Here is a 16,127-nt window from a genome sequence, read left to right on the forward strand (position 1 = left end):
CGAATTATATGCTAATCCTAAAGATAAATGTTCTCTTCTACTGATTCATACACAGCCACCGTTTTTTTAAGCATAGTTGTATCGGTAAAATACTTTAGGTAGCGTTCTCGTCCAGCCATTCCCATGTTCATGCGAAGCTGCGGATTGCCTGTGAGCAGTTCTAACTTACTTTTTAGTTTCTCACTATCGCCCCTGGGAATTAAAAAACCAGTAACACCATCAATTACAGCTTCTTTTACTCCCCCTACATCAGAAGCAATTACAGGTAGACTCGCCCGCATCGCTTCAAGAATACTGATCGGAAACCCTTCATAATTGGAGATCAGCAAAAAGATGTCGCTTTTCACCAATAAATCAGGAACGTCTCTTCTAGGCCCCAGAAAGGATACCATTTCATTTACATTTAATTGGCTGGCTAGTTGCTTAGTTGATTCAAGTAGCTCACCTTGACCGACCAAATCGAACTTCAAATCTGAACCAGGCAGCATCTTATGAACAGCCTGCAATAGAGTGCCATAATCTTTCTGTGTGGAAAACCTAGCTACCATAATGCACTTGATTTTAGATGCATCCTTAACCGATTGATGGGGATAAGCATCGGGAATTCCGTTATGGATGGCAATTAATTTATTTGGATCTCCAACGTTTTTTTCTAAAGCAATATGCCTGTCGTATTCTGATACACATATTATCTTACTTGTATAACGGGCCATGAAGCGCTCAATGGGGAGGAAAATCCGTTGCCGGGAAACTGATACCCCTTCTGTAAAAGCCCACCCGTGTGCAGTAAAAATAGCGGGTATTCCAGTTAATCTGCCTGCTATTCTTCCTACGATCCCTGCTTTAGAAGAGTGGAGATGGATAATATCCGGTTTTATTTTTTTTAATATCGCAACCGTATCCTTTATTGCCGCTACATCTTTAAAAGGATCAATCGGCTGAACCAGATTTGATACAATTGTTACCGGAATATCAATTTGCCTGGTTTTATCAGCAAGCAACCCTTGTTCACCGATGATAAGACAGCACTCATGCCGGGTATGGCTCTTAATAAATTTCATAATATCGTAGAGGTGAGCCTGCGCTCCCCCCCAATCAGAACGTGTGATGATATAGGCAATTTTCATAGCGTGTACATTCCCTGCTAACATAATTTCTGGCTAAATTCTATTGAAAAGGATAAGTATCTTTAAGACAAACGTATCTACCTTTGATTGCCTGTAGACATTACGTTCACAGGCATACCATAAACGCTGTATAAAAGTCCGCCTATTATTTACAAATCGATCTAGGAATTCTGCCTTATTCTGAGGAAGCTGCTGAGCAAATATACGCTGAAATTCTTTAGCCTGTTGTGATAGTCGCAGCCGTCTTCCTCTTCTATAGAAGCCCTTGATTCTCGCAACCCACCTCTGCAGAAAATCCACCTTGGCTCCGACTGAGTTGGAACCGTGCTGACGGTAGTACAGCTGGGGCCTTTTATCGTATACAACCTTTCCAAAAGCCGATACTACGAGATACACCCACCAATCATGCATAATAATGCTTGAGGGATGGGGTAGCTGCTTCAGCAAAAAATCCCTCGCTGCCCGGTTGACTATAATCGTGCAGCCTGTCGCAATATTTTGTACCAAAGCATTTGCAAAAGATGGTCCACGATGAGGTACAGGCATTTGCCCTAAAGTGGAAAGCTTTACATCCACGATTTCCAGCTGCGAACAGTACATCACGGGCATATCTTCAGGTAGCGAGTCTATCATTGCAATACCGTTCAAAAGCTTATCCTTGAACCAAACATCGTCTTGATCACAGAAAGCAAAATAACTCGCTTCAGCGGACGATTTCATCAGCAGTTCAAGAAAACTGGCCACTACTCCGATATTGTTTTCAGGCATAATACCTATCCTGTTATTTCCCCACGTATAGTTCTGTAAAATGGGTAGCGTCTTATCAGTTGAGCCATCATCCCGTATCAATATTTCACTTTCAGGGTAACTTTGTGATAATAGGCTGTCTATCTGTTCCGCAACATACTTCTCGCCATTATAAGTAGAGAGTAAAATTTGAACTTTTTTCATTAGACCTCTCCCATAAACGATTGAAAGAGTCCTAGTCTTCCCGGATTTCTTCCATAAAAGAACGCAGTCCAGCCTGCCAGGAAGGAAGATCCGGCAGCCTATTTAACCGAATCATCATATGGTCCATCACAGAATATGCCGGGCGTGGTGCTGGACGGGGAAATTCCGCCGTTGTGACTGGATTTACTTTAATATCTTTCCCAGCTAATTCAAAGATTTCACGGGCAAACTCATACCATGAACAATGACCACTATCTGAAACATGGTATGTCCCATAGCATTCCGTCTCCATTATTTGCAGAATAAAGCGAGCTAAATCCACCGTATATGTAGGGGATCCAACCTGATCAAAGACAACATTTAACTCCGACCTCGTTTCCGCTAGCTTAAGCATGGTCTTCACGAAATTCTGGCCGTGTTTTCCATACACCCATGATGTCCGCAGAATAAAATAGTGCTTACAGAAGTCGCGGACGAATACTTCACCTGCCAACTTCGATTTGCCATACATCGTTAGAGGATCCGTAGAATCAAATTCACGATATGGGGTTTCGACATCACCTCTAAACACATAATCAGTGCTAATATGAACCAGCTTGGCCTTCACTTTATCCGCCGCTATCGCGATGTTTCGTGTGCCTATAGCATTCACAAGATAAGCCTGGTCCACTTGTTCTTCTGCTGCATCTACTTTCGTATAGGCAGCCGTGTGCACGATCACGTCTGGCTTCATTTCACTTATGGTAGAAATAGTTTCTTTTAAAAGCGTAATGTCTAGTTGATCTCTTCCGAGTGCATAAACCTCATGGCCCTGTTCCTGTAGAATCCGAGCGACATCTGTCCCAAGCTGTCCTTTCCCACCCGTAATAAGAACTTTCATCTACTCAACCCCGTTTACACGTGTGTCATACTGCTTGGCATAATAGTCTACGTAATCACCTGTAATAATACGTTGCCACCATTCTTGATTGTCTAAGTACCATTGAATGGTTTTGACAATCCCCGATTCAAAGTCATACTTGGGTTCCCATCCTAATTCTATTTTAATCTTTGTGGCATCGATCGCATAGCGCCGATCATGTCCTGGACGGTCGGTTACAAATCGAATCAAGCTTTCCGGTTTCCCTAATTCGGATAAAACCCGCTTTACAATTTCCAAATTGGTCCGCTCGTTATTACCGCCTACATTGTATACTTCACCGGGTTCGCCTTTATGAATAACGAGATCAATAGCCGCGCAGTGATCCTCTACATATAACCAATCCCTTACATTAAGACCGTCGCCATATACAGGCAGCTCCTTATCATGTAAAGCATTGATAATCATAAGTGGAATTAATTTTTCAGGAAAATGAAAGGGTCCATAATTATTGGAACAGCGCGTGATATTAATCGGAAGGCCGTATGTCTCGTGGTAAGCGCGGACAAGCAAATCCGCACCAGCTTTGCTGGATGAATAGGGACTGTTCGGGGCTAGCGGCGTTTCTTCCGTAAACAAGCCTGTCTCCCCCAGCGTTCCATACACTTCATCCGTGGATACTTGCAGATATTTTTTAACTTTATATTTTTTGGCTGCGTCCAGCAATACCTGAGTGCCCAGAATATTCGTTTTCACAAAGGCTTCTGGATCGGTAATGCTTCGGTCAACGTGGGACTCAGCTGCAAAATTCACAATCACATCTACTTTATCGGATACAACAGAATCAACGAATGCCCGATCAGTTATATCGCCTTTTATAAAAGTATAATTTGACTTGGTTTCAACCTTTTTCAAATTCTCCAAATTACCCGCATAGGTAAGCGCATCAAGGATTACAAATTCATAATCGGGGTATTTATCTACCATATAGTTCACAAAGTTACTTCCGATAAATCCGGCTCCACCTGTAATTAATATTTTCATGGTTGTATATACTCCTATTTAAAGTTGATTTCTGCGTCTTTTAGCAAAGGATGAATCTTATCTTTTGCTGAGAGTACAGGGTTTGAGGTTGGCCAATCGATATTTAATGTGGGATCATTCCACAGTATCCCCCTGTCATTCTCTGGCGAATAGTATTCATCGACTTTATAAGCCACAACCGTGTTAGGTGCAAGCGTACAAAAACCATGTGCAAAACCTTTTGGTACAAGAAGCTGTCTTTTGTTATGCTCGTTCAAAATAAAACCCTGCCACTGTCCGAAAGTGGAGGAGCTTTTACGAATATCAACAATCACATCATAAATCGCTCCCTGCAGTACACGTACAAGCTTTGTTTGTGCTTTGGGATTTAATTGATAGTGCAATCCCCGAATCACCCCAACTTCAGCTGAAAGCGATTGATTGTCCTGCACAAATTCAAAATCGAGCCCTATTTCAGAGAAAACTTGCTTGTTGTAGCTTTCCATAAAGTAACCACGCGCATCTCCAAAAATCTTAGGTTCTAGAAGAATCACATCGTTTAGTTTTGTTTCTATTACATTCATCGCCTATCACCCCTTTGTTATTAACTCTTTAGGCCGGTTAGCAAGAGAAAGCAGATACTGACCATATTCGTTTTTCATCAACGGTTCGGCTAGCCGCAGTAAATCTTCACGCGAGATGTATTCCATACGATAAGCGATTTCTTCAAGGCAAGCGACCTTTAAACTCTGACGTTTTTCAATCGTTTCAATAAAATGAGAGGCCTGTAAAAGTGATTCATGCGTCCCTGTATCAAGCCAGGCGAAGCCGCGGCCAAGCAGTTCCACTTCAAGTTCTCCCATCTCTAAATAGGCTTTGTTAACATCGGTAATCTCAAGCTCACCGCGGGAAGATGGCATAATATTTTTCGCAATATCTACTACACGGTTATCATAAAAATATAGCCCTGTTACTGCAAAGCTTGATTTAGGTTCTTCAGGTTTTTCCTCAATTGAAATAACTTTACCCGCTTCGTTAAATTCAACAACACCAAACCGCTCAGGATCTTTAACATTGTAACCGAAGACAGTCGCCCCAGACTCCTTTTTAGCTACTCGCTGCAGCATTTTGGTAAGTCCGCCACCATAGAAAATGTTGTCACCAAGGATAAGCGCGACACTGTCATCACCAATGAAATCCTCTCCGATGATAAAAGCTTGGGCAAGTCCATCCGGAGATGGTTGAACTGTATACGAAAGTGAAACTCCTAAATTGCTGCCATCACCCAGTAGTTGTTCGAATCGCGGCGTGTCATCAGGAGTTGAGATAATAAGGATTTCTTGAATACCTGCAAGCATTAATATAGATAATGGATAGTATATCATTGGTTTGTCATAAACCGGTAAGAGTTGCTTTGATACAGTTTTTGTTAGGGGGTAGAGGCGTGTGCCACTTCCTCCTGCAAGTATAATTCCTTTCATATTCACACCATCCCTTATTACTCGCCTCGAGAAATATAACTTGTGGCTAGTTAATAAAAATTACTTTCAACTCAGCTATCTATTGGTTAATAAGCTCTTCATTTTTGTATAAATTTTATTTTTCGCCTTAAATACGAACTCTTTTGGGGTCATTTCCCTAACTCTATAAATAATTGGCTGCGGTCGCGTTAAGATTGCCTCAATGTCTTTGAATATCTCTTCTACAGATAAGACGATATTATTACTGAAGTGTTTTTGCCTAACAATGTTTAAGTATTTATCAAACAGAGCTTGCCTTTGATATGTTTTTTCTGGTGAAGCTGGAACTCGATAGATCGAAGTTAACTTTTCCGTATATAAAAAATCATATTTTAAAGCATATCTCAACCATAAATCCCAATCTTCCAGAACTTCTAAGGATTCATCAAATCCTCCTAATTCATCATAAATGTCCCTAGAAAACAATACCGTCTGAATAGGAAAGTAATTGTGGTGTAGCAAGACTAATCTATTAAATTTTTCACGGTACACCACATTGTGGAATAGCTCCTTATATTGATAATCCGGATTAACAGACGTAACTTCTATTGGCGTTTCAAAGGCAATGGAATAAGCAGCTTTATATTTAGGATTTTCTACTACTGATGTGACCAGTACTTCAATATGGTCCGCATAAAAAAGATCATCATCATCCAAAATGTTAAAAAAGTCTCCACTCGCTAATTCTAACGCCATATTCCCTGCTTTACACCTTCCAACATTCTCTGTCGTTGCTTGGTAGACAATATTCAGGTGACTAAACTCCTGTTCAATCATACAACGAGAAACATCCGGTCCGTCCTCAACAATTACAATTTCAATATTTTTGTACGTTTGGTTGTTTAAGCTTAGCAGCGTTTCCTTCAACACGCTTGGCCTTCCACAAGTTCTTACGATAATAGAAACTAGAGGTTCTTGTTTTGCTAATTTATTCTCATAAAAAGCCCCATCCCGAATTAGTTCATAATCCCAGCCTCTAAAATTCGGCACAAAATTTTTTTGCCTGTTCTTTTTAAACCACCTTCTAAATCGCATTCCCCTTTTAAAACTTTTAATTATATTTTTTCTCAGTATTTTTTTATGATCGGGGGATGGACCTTGTATACCAAATAGCGATAGAAATAATGTATAGCCTGCTATAATATCTTTAACCGTTCCAAATTTATAACGAAGCATAAGATTGTTAAATGTACTATTATAAAATTGGTTTGGTTTAACCTCACCCGCATTTTGGTATGTGTAATGGTAAACCACACTTTGAGGGACATATAAATTTTTATATCCATTGGCCCTAAACCGCCAACTTAAATCTACATCTTCTGCATACATAAAAATATTTTCATCAAACATGCCGACTTCTAGAAAATAATCACGACGCACTAAACACGCTGCTGCACTCGACCAACTGGTTTCCATCGTCAGCGGATCATATAACTTTGGATGTTCGTAAGGAAATTGCCTAAGTTCCCACAAGGCAACATCTTGTTGGCTGCTTTTCACAACTTTCATTAACTCGGCTAAACTATTAGGCGTTAATTCAGTGTCGATATTAAGGAATAACACGTAAGGCTGGCAAGTAATTTTTACACCGATATTATTGGCGGGGCCAAATCCAACATTACGATCCAGTGCATGCACAGCGAAACTACCAAACAAATTTTTGTTAGGATATTCATTGAGCAATTTAACCGTTTCGTCGGTGGAACTATTGTCTACAAAGGTAAGATGGATATTCTTCAACGGGTAATCCACACTCTCAATACTTTGCAGACAATCAGCTATCCACTTTTGTGAATTATAAGAGACTAGAACAATATCGAGCATTTCCATTATTCATACCTTTTCCTTAGAAGTATTTTTATTTGTTCATTTTATTTCGGAGAGCTCTTAAGGGCGCTGTGACTTTCCATGATTTGGAATTAATAATTTGTGACAATTGTGATGCTTTTAATCTCAACTCTTCATTTTTACTATTCAACTCATTTTCTTTACTATTCAACTCATTTTCTTTACTATTCAACTCATTTTCTTTAATATTCAATTCCTCTTCGATATGACTTAACTTGTAATTCAATTGCTGCAACTCTCTTTGTAGGCTAATCACTTTCTGTTGCGCAGTATCTACATGACTGGCCAACGACTGAAAGATATTAAAAAAATCCACACAATATTTCATTGTGATCTTTAATGTGAATGGCAAATTTGTTGGAATATTCCCCGTTTCAAGCAGGATTTGGGGGTCATCCGATGTCGCAATAACTTTATAATCCGGATCGTTACTAATATGAATAAGTCCACTGCCAGGTTGTAAAAGCGAAAAAGGGACATCCCGCTTTTGAAAGTTTGAATCTACAATGGCTATGCTTCTTATTTCTATCATGGACATTTCATTTAAAGGATCTATTCGAAACCTTCCAGATACCACAGCAGGGAGATTTATATCATATGTCATAAATTCCTCTGTTTTAGAAAGTGGAACGCGTACTGAGTTCTCCTCCGAAAAATCGGATACATTGGTACTCCAGTATATTTGCAAGTAATTAGAATAAGATTGACTGGAGGTTAATGAATAATCCATTATTATCTCATCTTCATTCGTATCCTCCTGCCTCTTAGAAACCGCAACATACTGATAAACATATCCATCATCCTGATGTCTTAACACATTCTGTAAGGTTTTTGGAAAATCCTCATATCTTTGATTAAGTTCTGTATTTTCTGGTGATAAGTAAACTGCAGACCATTCAACAGGAGAAAATCCACTTCTTTTCAATATTTCCAAAAAGCTTTTTTTTGTAAAAAAGTGAATATGCGTTTCGTCTAATAATCCGGTTGGCTGATAATCAAACTCACCTTTTAATAACCCCATTAGCACTGCATTGTGTCCTATATTAGGAATAGACGTACAAAGGGTGCCACCATATTTAAGAAATCCTTTAGCTTTTTTTAAAACTTCTAATGGTTTTCTTAAATGCTCCAGTACATCAGCAAATATAACATGGTCGAAAAAGTTAACTGGCAATTCATCTACCCAGTCCATTTTATCAATGTCTGCAATAATCATCTTTTGACAAAACGATTCTGCTATGTGTGCAGCTTGTTCGTCTATTTCAACACAATAAACCCTACAACCCAATTCTTCCTGCATATACTTTGTCATATAACCAGCTGCCGGGCCAAATTCAAGAACATTCGAGTTTGGTTTTATATTCCGTAGAATCAGAGAGAGTGAACTCTCCTCTGTCATATCTATATTGAAATTATATTTCATCTTTAGCGATCACCTCCATTATTATGCCAATGATGCTTAAGGCAAACCATCCCTTCTGCAAGATAATCACTCGAAGTAATAACAAATTGTTCAGCTTTGGATTGATAATCTAATCTTACCAAACCAGAGCTTTCAAAGAAGCCGACATCAATAAAATAAGTTCCTGGGAGTAAAGAAACATCCTCATATCGAACTGACAGTTGGTATTTGCCCGGTTCGCTAGGTAGCGGGTATTGATCTAACTTGGTATTTAATCCACAGACATAGGTATCCTGTCTATCAAAAAGCGCTACCCCACCGACTATTCCTTTCATCGGGTTATGAATAGAGTAATCTATGACAACTTTTATATTTTCCTTATAATTAAATGAACTACGTGCATTCCCTTCCATATCTGTTGTATAAATCCTATCTATTGTGAGAATGTCATTTCTTACATTTTGCTCTATTGTCACCTCTGTCTTTTTACCATGCCCATCTTTCATAAAATCCTGGTATTCATCAGTAACCAACTTCGCATTGCCACGCATATGAATCTGTCCGTCCTTCATCCATATACAATCGGTACAGAAATTTCTGATGGAATAGGTGTCGTGACTAACAAACAAAATGGTTTTTCCCATTTTCTTGAAGCTTTTCATTTTTTCGATGCACTTTAATTGGAATTGCATATCACCTACAGCCAAGGCTTCATCAACAATCAGAATATCAGGATCGACATTAACATTAACAGAAAAGGCTAATCGGACGAACATACCGCTTGAATATGTTTTAACCGGTTGGTATATAAAATCACCAATGTCTGCAAAGGATAAGATATCATCTAATTTCTCATCCATTTCTTCTTTACTATATCCCATAATAGTCCCATTAAGGTAAATATTTTCCATCCCTGTCATCTCCGGGTTAAAACCCGCACCCAATTCCAGAAGCGCAGCGATTTTCCCCTTCACCTTGACACTACCAGATGAGGGATTTAAAACACCTGTAATGATTTTAAGCAGCGTTGATTTGCCTGATCCATTTTTTCCTATAATTCCGACTGTATCACCTTTGTTAATGGTAAACGAAATATTATTAAGCGCATAGAATTCCTTATGATAACTTTTACGCATTGGATTCAATGACTCTTTTAAACGGTCAATAGGGCGATCATACAGACGATAAGCTTTTGTTAAACTTTCCACATCAATAGAAACGTTATCCACGTCCAAGCACCTCCTTATAAAACATCAGCAAAATGTGGACGTAATTTTTTAAACAATAAAATACCAATCATTAAACAAACAAACGTAAATGTCCAAAAATAAACCGATAAAAATGTATGTTTCCAAAACCACGTATGATAGATAAAAGCTTCACGGTAGCCCTGTACAATATAAAAAACTGGGTTTAATTTAAAATAAATTTGATACTTAGCAGGAACAATATTAAACGCCCAGATTATAGGGGTTAACCAGAATCCGAATTGCAGAACCATTGCGATAATTTGTCCGATATCCTTTAAGAATACAACTAAAGATGAAGTAATCCATGAAATACCTAATACAAGAAAGATGGTTGCAATTAAATAATATACCACTTGAATATTATATATAGATGGCATATAACCATATACGAAAAAAATAAGAAAGAGTATTACAATAAAGAAAGCGTGAATAAAGAGTGAAGATACAATTTTTATAAGAGGGAGGACACTAACCCGAAATACCACTTTTTTAACGAGATAACTATTTTCTATAATAGAATTAGCAGCACTTATTACACTGTCGTTAAAAAAGAACCACGGAATCATTCCGCACAGCAACCAAAGGATAAATGGAAAGTTATCCACTGGCATACTTCTAAATCCAAGTTGAAAAACAACCCAAAAGATCAGAATCATAACAGTGGGTTGGACAAACGCCCATAAAACTCCTAGATAAGATCCAAGATATTTTGACTTCACATCTTTTTTGGCTAATTCATAAATTAATCGATGACTTCCAAAGATGTCTAATATAAACATAAAGATCGACTTTACTGCTGTCATTATAGCTTAACCCTGCCTCTTTAATTTTTTGTTTCAAATCACCTATATTGTTTTGACCTGCACACCACTATTTTTGTCGACCAACAGTTTTCCTCAAGTAATTAAGCAATTCCTGTTTCAACTCTTCTCTCTGTAACGCCAGTTCGATTGTTGTCTTAATGAATCCGATTTTCTCACCGACATCATAGCGCTGCCCATCAAATTCATACGCATACACCGCTTCGTACTTATTTAACTCGGCAATCGCATCCGTCAACTGAATTTCTTCGCCAGCTCCAGGTTCTTGATTCTCCAGTATTTCAAAGATTCTCGGGGTGAGAATATATCTTCCCATAATCGCTATATTGGATGGAGCCGTTTCCTTAGCCGGTTTCTCAACTAAATCCTCAACCATATAGAAGCGTTCGCCATTTTCCCTGGCCTGCACGATTCCATAGCGGGATACCTGATCATGCGGGACCTTCATTACACCGAGGATGGAGGACTGGTACCGGTCATAACATTCTATCATCTGCTTAATACAAGGTTTCTCCGCCTGTACAATGTCATCGCCTAGCAACACAGCAAACGGTTCATCCCCAATAAAGTTTCGTGCACACCAGATGGCATGTCCCAGTCCTTTTGGTTCCTTTTGGCGAATATAATGTATGTCTACCATTTTAGAAGGTTTCTGTACTTCTTCCAGAATGTCTAACTTTCCTTTTTCTCGCAGGATATTCTCAAGTTCGAATGAGTTATCAAAATGATCTTCAATGGCCCGTTTACCTTTACCAGTCACAATGATGATATCTTCTATTCCGGAATCTATCGCTTCCTCCACAATATATTGGATTGTGGGCTTGTCTACAATAGGTAACATTTCTTTCGGCATAGCTTTGGTTGCCGGTAAAAACCGGGTGCCAAGCCCTGCTGCTGGAATAATAGCTTTTCGTACTCTCATGCCTGCTCCTTTTCCCTACTAGGTACAGAATTATTCCATACTACCAGGGCTTTCTCTTGTTTAAATTTTGGATTCCACAGCTCAAACTCCCCATTATCCAAAACGAGAGTTCGAATCTTCCGCTTAACGATGGTCTGCGTCTTCTCCACGAGCACCTGCAGATAGTTTTTATCCACCGAACCTATAATAACCAGGTCAATTATTCCCGAATCAATCCCTTTCGCATAGTCGCCAGTTATTAAAGCAAGATCTACATTTCCCAGCTTCTTTATGACATCTTCTATCAAGAGGTCTATGCCTATGTACTTTTTTACGATGTTATGCAGATCGGGAAAGAGGCTGTGCTTACTGTTAGCCTGGTAGACCTTCATACGTCCCTCACTCTTTGATTCAAGAAGGCCCGCTTCCGTAAGTCGATTTAATTCAACCCGTACAGCGTTGGTTGATTCCCCAAATTCCTCGGATAAAGACCGCAAGTACCCTTTCATTTGTGTATTAAGAAAAAATTTAAGGATAAGTTTTATACGAGTTTTTGAAGTGATTAGGTAATCTAGCATATCTTCACTCCATTAACGCATTTATAAAGCTAGTTAAATATACTTAGCTCTCCGAGTAATAATTTTACTCGAATAACTTAACAGGGTCAACCAAATTTCTCATGACAAGTTAAGGCCAAAAAAGAACCCCCTAAATTGTCAGGGGTTCAAACTAGTAATCGATAAAAGTGTCAGCAAATGGCAAGCTAAATCACTCAAATGAAAAGTTAATTAACCCGTTTTATATCAATTGGCTGATTGTCCTTCTTAAATAATCCAGCGACTCTTCTCTTAACTCTTCTTCTTGTGAAGAAAATTCAATCGTAGTCTAGATAAAGCCTATCTTGTCACCCACATCATAACGGTCTCCAGAATTCATAGGGACAAACCCATTCATATTTATTTAATTGCGCAATGTGATGTTACGTCAATATCATGGACCGATTTTAAGACACCTTTTGTTGAGCTAACAGCTTGGCATATTCGTTTGGTGTTCGATAGCCCAAGGCGCTGTGGATTCGTTGGTTATTATACCAGCCTTCTATGTACTGAAAGATGCGAAGATGTGCGTCCTCAAAATCGTTAAATTGCATACGATACACCAATTCTTTTTTTAGAACAGAGTGGAAGGATTCGATGCACGCATTATCATAGGGGTAGGCCTTTCGTGAATAAGAGGCACGGTAGCCGTCGTTTTTTAAGGCTTCGATATATGCAGTTGATGTATATTGAACGCCTTGATCGCTATGGATAATGAGATTCTTAGTAGAAGATAGCTGCACCTTCATACGGTTATACGCTTCGAGTACAAGTGCTGTATCAATGGTGCGGCTCATATTCCATCCCACGATTCGCTTCGTTTTCGCATCATAGAATGAGGCTAAGTAGACCCAACGGTCTCGTTTGGTGTAGATGTAGGTGATATCGGTAAACACGACATTGCCAACTGTTCGTACATCGAAATTTTGGTTCACTAAATTGAGGCGTTCAGGTTGCTCTTTCGAGCAAGCAGCACCATGAGCTGGTCTGTATTTCTTTTGAACAATGGACCTTATTCCGTTCTCTTTCATGATGCGTTGCACACGTTTGATCCCAACACGCTTACTCTTTTTCCGAAGTTCAGCGTGAATCTTTGGAGCCCCATAAAGCTTTCTTGAGTCGAACCAGATTTGTCTAATCATGGTCAAGAGTTCTTTATTTTGTTGGGATCGTTTGCTCTCTGAGCGTTTAAACGCCGCATAATAGCTCGATTTAGCTATCCCCAGGACGCGAAGTACTTGTGTAATAGAGTACGTCCCCCTGAAAGAATCAACAATCAGCTTTACTTGATGGAATTGGGTGGACTGGCGAATATGGCGACTGCCTTTTTTAAGATTTCATTTTCCATTTTCAACTCATCAATTCGCTTTTGAAGTCGTTTAACGTCAGTAGGATTCATCGTTGAACCGTCTGCTTGCACCGTAGGTGTCAATTGCTTCTTCCACTTGTAAATCATAGACTCGGTTATGCCATATTCGCGGGAAAGTGAAGCCGTTGTCTGCCCGTTCTGATTTAGCTCCACAATCATTTGTTTAAAGTTCATATCATACTGTTTTCTTGCCATGGTAATCTCCCTCTTTCACACTTCATTGATGATTATACGAAGTGTCTAAGAAACAGTCCACTTATTCAGGGTAACACCAATGGCATCTGTCAACTGAATTTCTCCGCCTGCCCCTGGTTGTTGATTCTCCAGTATTTCAAAGATTCGCGGCATAAGAATGTAACTCCTCACAATCGCTATCTTAGATGGAGCGGTTTTTTTAGAAGGCTTTTCAACTAAGTCTTGAACCGTGTAGAATCGTTCATAATTTTTCTAGCTTTAACGGTTCCATAGTCTGAGACCTCATCATCCCGCACCTTCAACGCACCGAAAATGGAGGAACGATAGCGCTCATAGCACTCTATCATCTGCCGCATGCATGTTTTTTCAGCCTGGACAATATCATCACCCAGTAAATAGCAAACTATTCATCCTCGATAAAGTTCCTCGCGGACAAAAATGGCATGCCCTAATCTTTTTGGTTCCTTCTGTCGTATATAATGGATGTCTACCATCGTATGTTCGGCAATGGTTATGTAGCAAAAAAAGCCCTCCAGGGTTTATATGCTCCCAATAAAGTAGACAGATGAAATAACAAAAATCTGTTTGCTTGTTTGGGGGCTTTTTCTATGGCAAAAAGTGCTTATTCTGCTCAAGAAAAGTACGCATTAATTGTCGCGTATGAGAACAGACAAACCACGGTTGCAGACTTCTGTCTTGAATATAATATATCCAAACTAACAATCACAGAATGGGTCTATCAATTTGAGGCGTATGGAATGAATGGACTTCATGGTTCCAGTGGGTGGAAAGGGTACTCCAAAGAACTAAAAATGTCTGCCGTTCTTGATTACCTTTCAGAGAACTATTCTCAGTATGAGATTGTACGCAAGTATGAAATATCCAGCAGATCTGTGTTGAGGAGGTGGATAAAGAATTATAATGGTCATAGAGATTTAAAAGAGACAAAAAGGATGAAGAACTCTATGACTAAAGGGCGGTCCACCACACTAGAAGAACGTTTGGAAATCGTTAGGTACTGTTTACAGAACGGGAAAGATTATCATCAAGCATCTGAACAATTCAATGTCTCCTATCAACAGGTGTATCAATGGGTGAAGAAGTATGAGAAAGAAGGAGAAGACGGTCTAAAAGATCAGCGTGGCCACCGTAAGGTGGAGCCAGAGTTGACCCCCGAAGAGAGGGCCCAGCGCGAAATAAAGCGATTGGAGCGAGAAAATGAGCGTCTTCGAGCGGAAAATGCATTCTTAAAAAAGTTGGAGGAATTGGAGAGGAGGCGTTTCAAAAGGCGTCTTTAAGCCAGATTCGATTAACGGATAAATATGTAGCCGTTCAAGAAGTTCATAAGGAAGAGAATTTCTCTATTGTACTATTGTGCAAGGTTGCTAAAATTGCACGTTCTGCCTATTATAAGTGGCTTCATCACATTCCCTCCGGGAATGAAGAGTGGAATAAGGAAATTCTAGAGGAGCTTAAATAAGCCTTCTGTGAGGCTCCGTACTTCATTTCGGTCACATCTGTTAGCCATTTCTCATTTGGCTTTGCTGCGTTGAAATCCCTGTTCAATACGTTTTCGGCCACATGTTGTGGGTTGCTGCGCTTATAATTCTTGCGCTTGCGTCGAATCACCGACTGGATTCCAACGATCCTCATCAATCTATACACACGTTTATGGTTAATAGGCTTGGACAAGGTACGATTGAGGTTCATTGTCATTCTACGGTATCCATATATGCCGCCCACCTTCTCATATAGTTGCTTTATCTCCTCTGCGATATTAGATTTACACGATGGGTCAATTGTAAGCTATGTATTAGGTACTTCCAATAATAATGCATTGGTGTTTAAAACCCTAGATTTAGCAGTACAAGCCAATCCAGGAGCCACTCCTCTTCTCCATAGTGACAGGGGATTTCAATATACTTCCCCAGCATTTAAAAGGAAAATAGAAAAGGCAAAAATGGCGCAAAGTATGTCGAGGGTGGGAAGGTGCATTGATAATGGACCGATGGAAGCATTTTGGGGAACATTGAAGTGTGAGAAGTATTATCTAAACAAGTACACCACGTTTGAAGAATTAAAGAAAGACATTGAGGAATACATACAGTTTTATAATCATGAACGATTACAAAAGAGACTAAACGGCCTTAGCCCCTTGGAATACAGGGTTAAAGCCGCCTAGCTTCGTTTATTTATTCCCGTTGTCTACTTGACAGGGGGCAGTTCAGTTTTCCTGGAAGACTTTTTCATTAATTTTATCATTTT

16 protein-coding genes and 1 pseudogene are annotated in these 16,127 nt (G+C 39.4%); 2 read left to right on the plus strand and 15 right to left on the minus strand.

The window, feature by feature from the left end; all coding sequences use genetic code 11:
* Positions 1–17 precede the first annotated feature (17 nt).
* The 14 genes from PP175_RS23845 to PP175_RS23910 form a co-directional block, all read right to left on the minus strand.
* The gene (locus PP175_RS23845; protein ID WP_272440679.1) at positions 18–1,127 is read right to left on the minus strand and encodes a glycosyltransferase family 4 protein; all 1,110 of its coding nucleotides are present in this window, start codon (positions 1,125–1,127) and stop codon (positions 18–20) included.
* A 33-nt stretch (positions 1,128–1,160) separates the two neighbouring features.
* Entirely contained in the window at positions 1,161–2,078 is a 918-nt protein-coding gene (locus tag PP175_RS23850) for a glycosyltransferase family 2 protein (RefSeq protein WP_272440680.1), read from the minus strand.
* A 31-nt stretch (positions 2,079–2,109) separates the two neighbouring features.
* Positions 2,110–2,958: a dTDP-4-dehydrorhamnose reductase gene (gene rfbD, locus PP175_RS23855; RefSeq protein ID WP_272440681.1), complete on the minus strand. Its 849-nt coding sequence runs from the start codon at positions 2,956–2,958 to the stop codon at positions 2,110–2,112.
* Positions 2,959–3,981 (minus strand): dTDP-D-glucose-4,6-dehydratase RmlB, encoded by a 1,023-nt coding sequence (gene rmlB, locus PP175_RS23860; RefSeq protein ID WP_272440682.1) that lies wholly within the window; start codon positions 3,979–3,981, stop codon positions 2,959–2,961. It lies immediately after the preceding gene.
* Between the two features lie 14 nt (positions 3,982–3,995).
* The gene (rfbC, locus tag PP175_RS23865) at positions 3,996–4,544 is read right to left on the minus strand and encodes a dTDP-4-dehydrorhamnose 3,5-epimerase (protein WP_272440683.1); all 549 of its coding nucleotides are present in this window, start codon (positions 4,542–4,544) and stop codon (positions 3,996–3,998) included.
* Between the two features lie 6 nt (positions 4,545–4,550).
* Complete coding sequence (rmlA, locus tag PP175_RS23870) at positions 4,551–5,441, minus strand: glucose-1-phosphate thymidyltransferase RmlA (protein WP_272440684.1); 891 nt, start codon at positions 5,439–5,441, stop codon at positions 4,551–4,553.
* Between the two features lie 75 nt (positions 5,442–5,516).
* Positions 5,517–7,310, minus strand: coding sequence for a glycosyltransferase family 2 protein (locus tag PP175_RS23875; protein WP_272440685.1), 1,794 nt, complete (start codon positions 7,308–7,310; stop codon positions 5,517–5,519).
* Positions 7,311–7,338: 28 nt separating this feature from the next.
* Positions 7,339–8,751, minus strand: coding sequence for a methyltransferase domain-containing protein (locus PP175_RS23880; RefSeq protein ID WP_272440686.1), 1,413 nt, complete (start codon positions 8,749–8,751; stop codon positions 7,339–7,341).
* A 2-nt stretch (positions 8,752–8,753) separates the two neighbouring features.
* On the minus strand, positions 8,754–9,959 hold the full coding sequence (locus tag PP175_RS23885) for an ABC transporter ATP-binding protein (protein WP_272440687.1): 1,206 nt from the start codon (positions 9,957–9,959) through the stop codon (positions 8,754–8,756).
* Positions 9,960–9,973: 14 nt separating this feature from the next.
* Positions 9,974–10,783, minus strand: coding sequence for an ABC transporter permease (locus PP175_RS23890; RefSeq protein WP_272440688.1), 810 nt, complete (start codon positions 10,781–10,783; stop codon positions 9,974–9,976).
* Positions 10,784–10,850: 67 nt separating this feature from the next.
* Positions 10,851–11,723, minus strand: coding sequence for a UTP--glucose-1-phosphate uridylyltransferase GalU (galU, locus tag PP175_RS23895; RefSeq protein ID WP_272440689.1), 873 nt, complete (start codon positions 11,721–11,723; stop codon positions 10,851–10,853).
* The gene (locus tag PP175_RS23900) at positions 11,720–12,280 is read right to left on the minus strand and encodes a winged helix-turn-helix domain-containing protein (protein ID WP_272440690.1); all 561 of its coding nucleotides are present in this window, start codon (positions 12,278–12,280) and stop codon (positions 11,720–11,722) included. The genes galU and PP175_RS23900 overlap by 4 nt, the downstream gene beginning before the upstream one ends.
* A 425-nt stretch (positions 12,281–12,705) precedes the next feature.
* Complete coding sequence (locus PP175_RS23905; RefSeq protein ID WP_334314215.1) at positions 12,706–13,611, minus strand: IS3 family transposase; 906 nt, start codon at positions 13,609–13,611, stop codon at positions 12,706–12,708.
* On the minus strand, positions 13,581–13,862 hold the full coding sequence (locus PP175_RS23910) for a transposase (protein ID WP_272439342.1): 282 nt from the start codon (positions 13,860–13,862) through the stop codon (positions 13,581–13,583). The genes PP175_RS23905 and PP175_RS23910 overlap by 31 nt, the downstream gene beginning before the upstream one ends.
* A gap of 608 nt (positions 13,863–14,470) precedes the next feature.
* On the opposite strand from PP175_RS23910, the gene PP175_RS23915 reads away from it, so the two are divergent.
* Positions 14,471–15,160 carry a helix-turn-helix domain-containing protein gene (locus PP175_RS23915; RefSeq protein WP_272440691.1) on the plus strand — a complete coding sequence of 230 codons (690 nt, stop codon included), beginning with the start codon at positions 14,471–14,473 and terminating at the stop codon, positions 15,158–15,160.
* A gap of 169 nt (positions 15,161–15,329) precedes the next feature.
* Here the strand turns inward: PP175_RS23915 and PP175_RS23920 are convergent.
* Positions 15,330–15,638: pseudogene (locus PP175_RS23920) on the minus strand (IS3 family transposase); the annotation flags it as partial.
* Here PP175_RS23920 and PP175_RS23925 point away from each other — a divergent pair.
* Positions 15,595–16,044 carry an IS3 family transposase gene (locus PP175_RS23925; RefSeq protein ID WP_442870403.1) on the plus strand — a complete coding sequence of 150 codons (450 nt, stop codon included), beginning with the start codon at positions 15,595–15,597 and terminating at the stop codon, positions 16,042–16,044. The pseudogene PP175_RS23920 and the gene PP175_RS23925 sit on opposite strands and share 44 nt — an antisense overlap.
* Positions 16,045–16,127: the final 83 nt, after the last annotated feature.

The organism is Aneurinibacillus sp. Ricciae_BoGa-3 (assembly GCF_028421645.1).
GTDB lineage: Bacteria > Bacillota > Bacilli > Aneurinibacillales > Aneurinibacillaceae > Aneurinibacillus_B.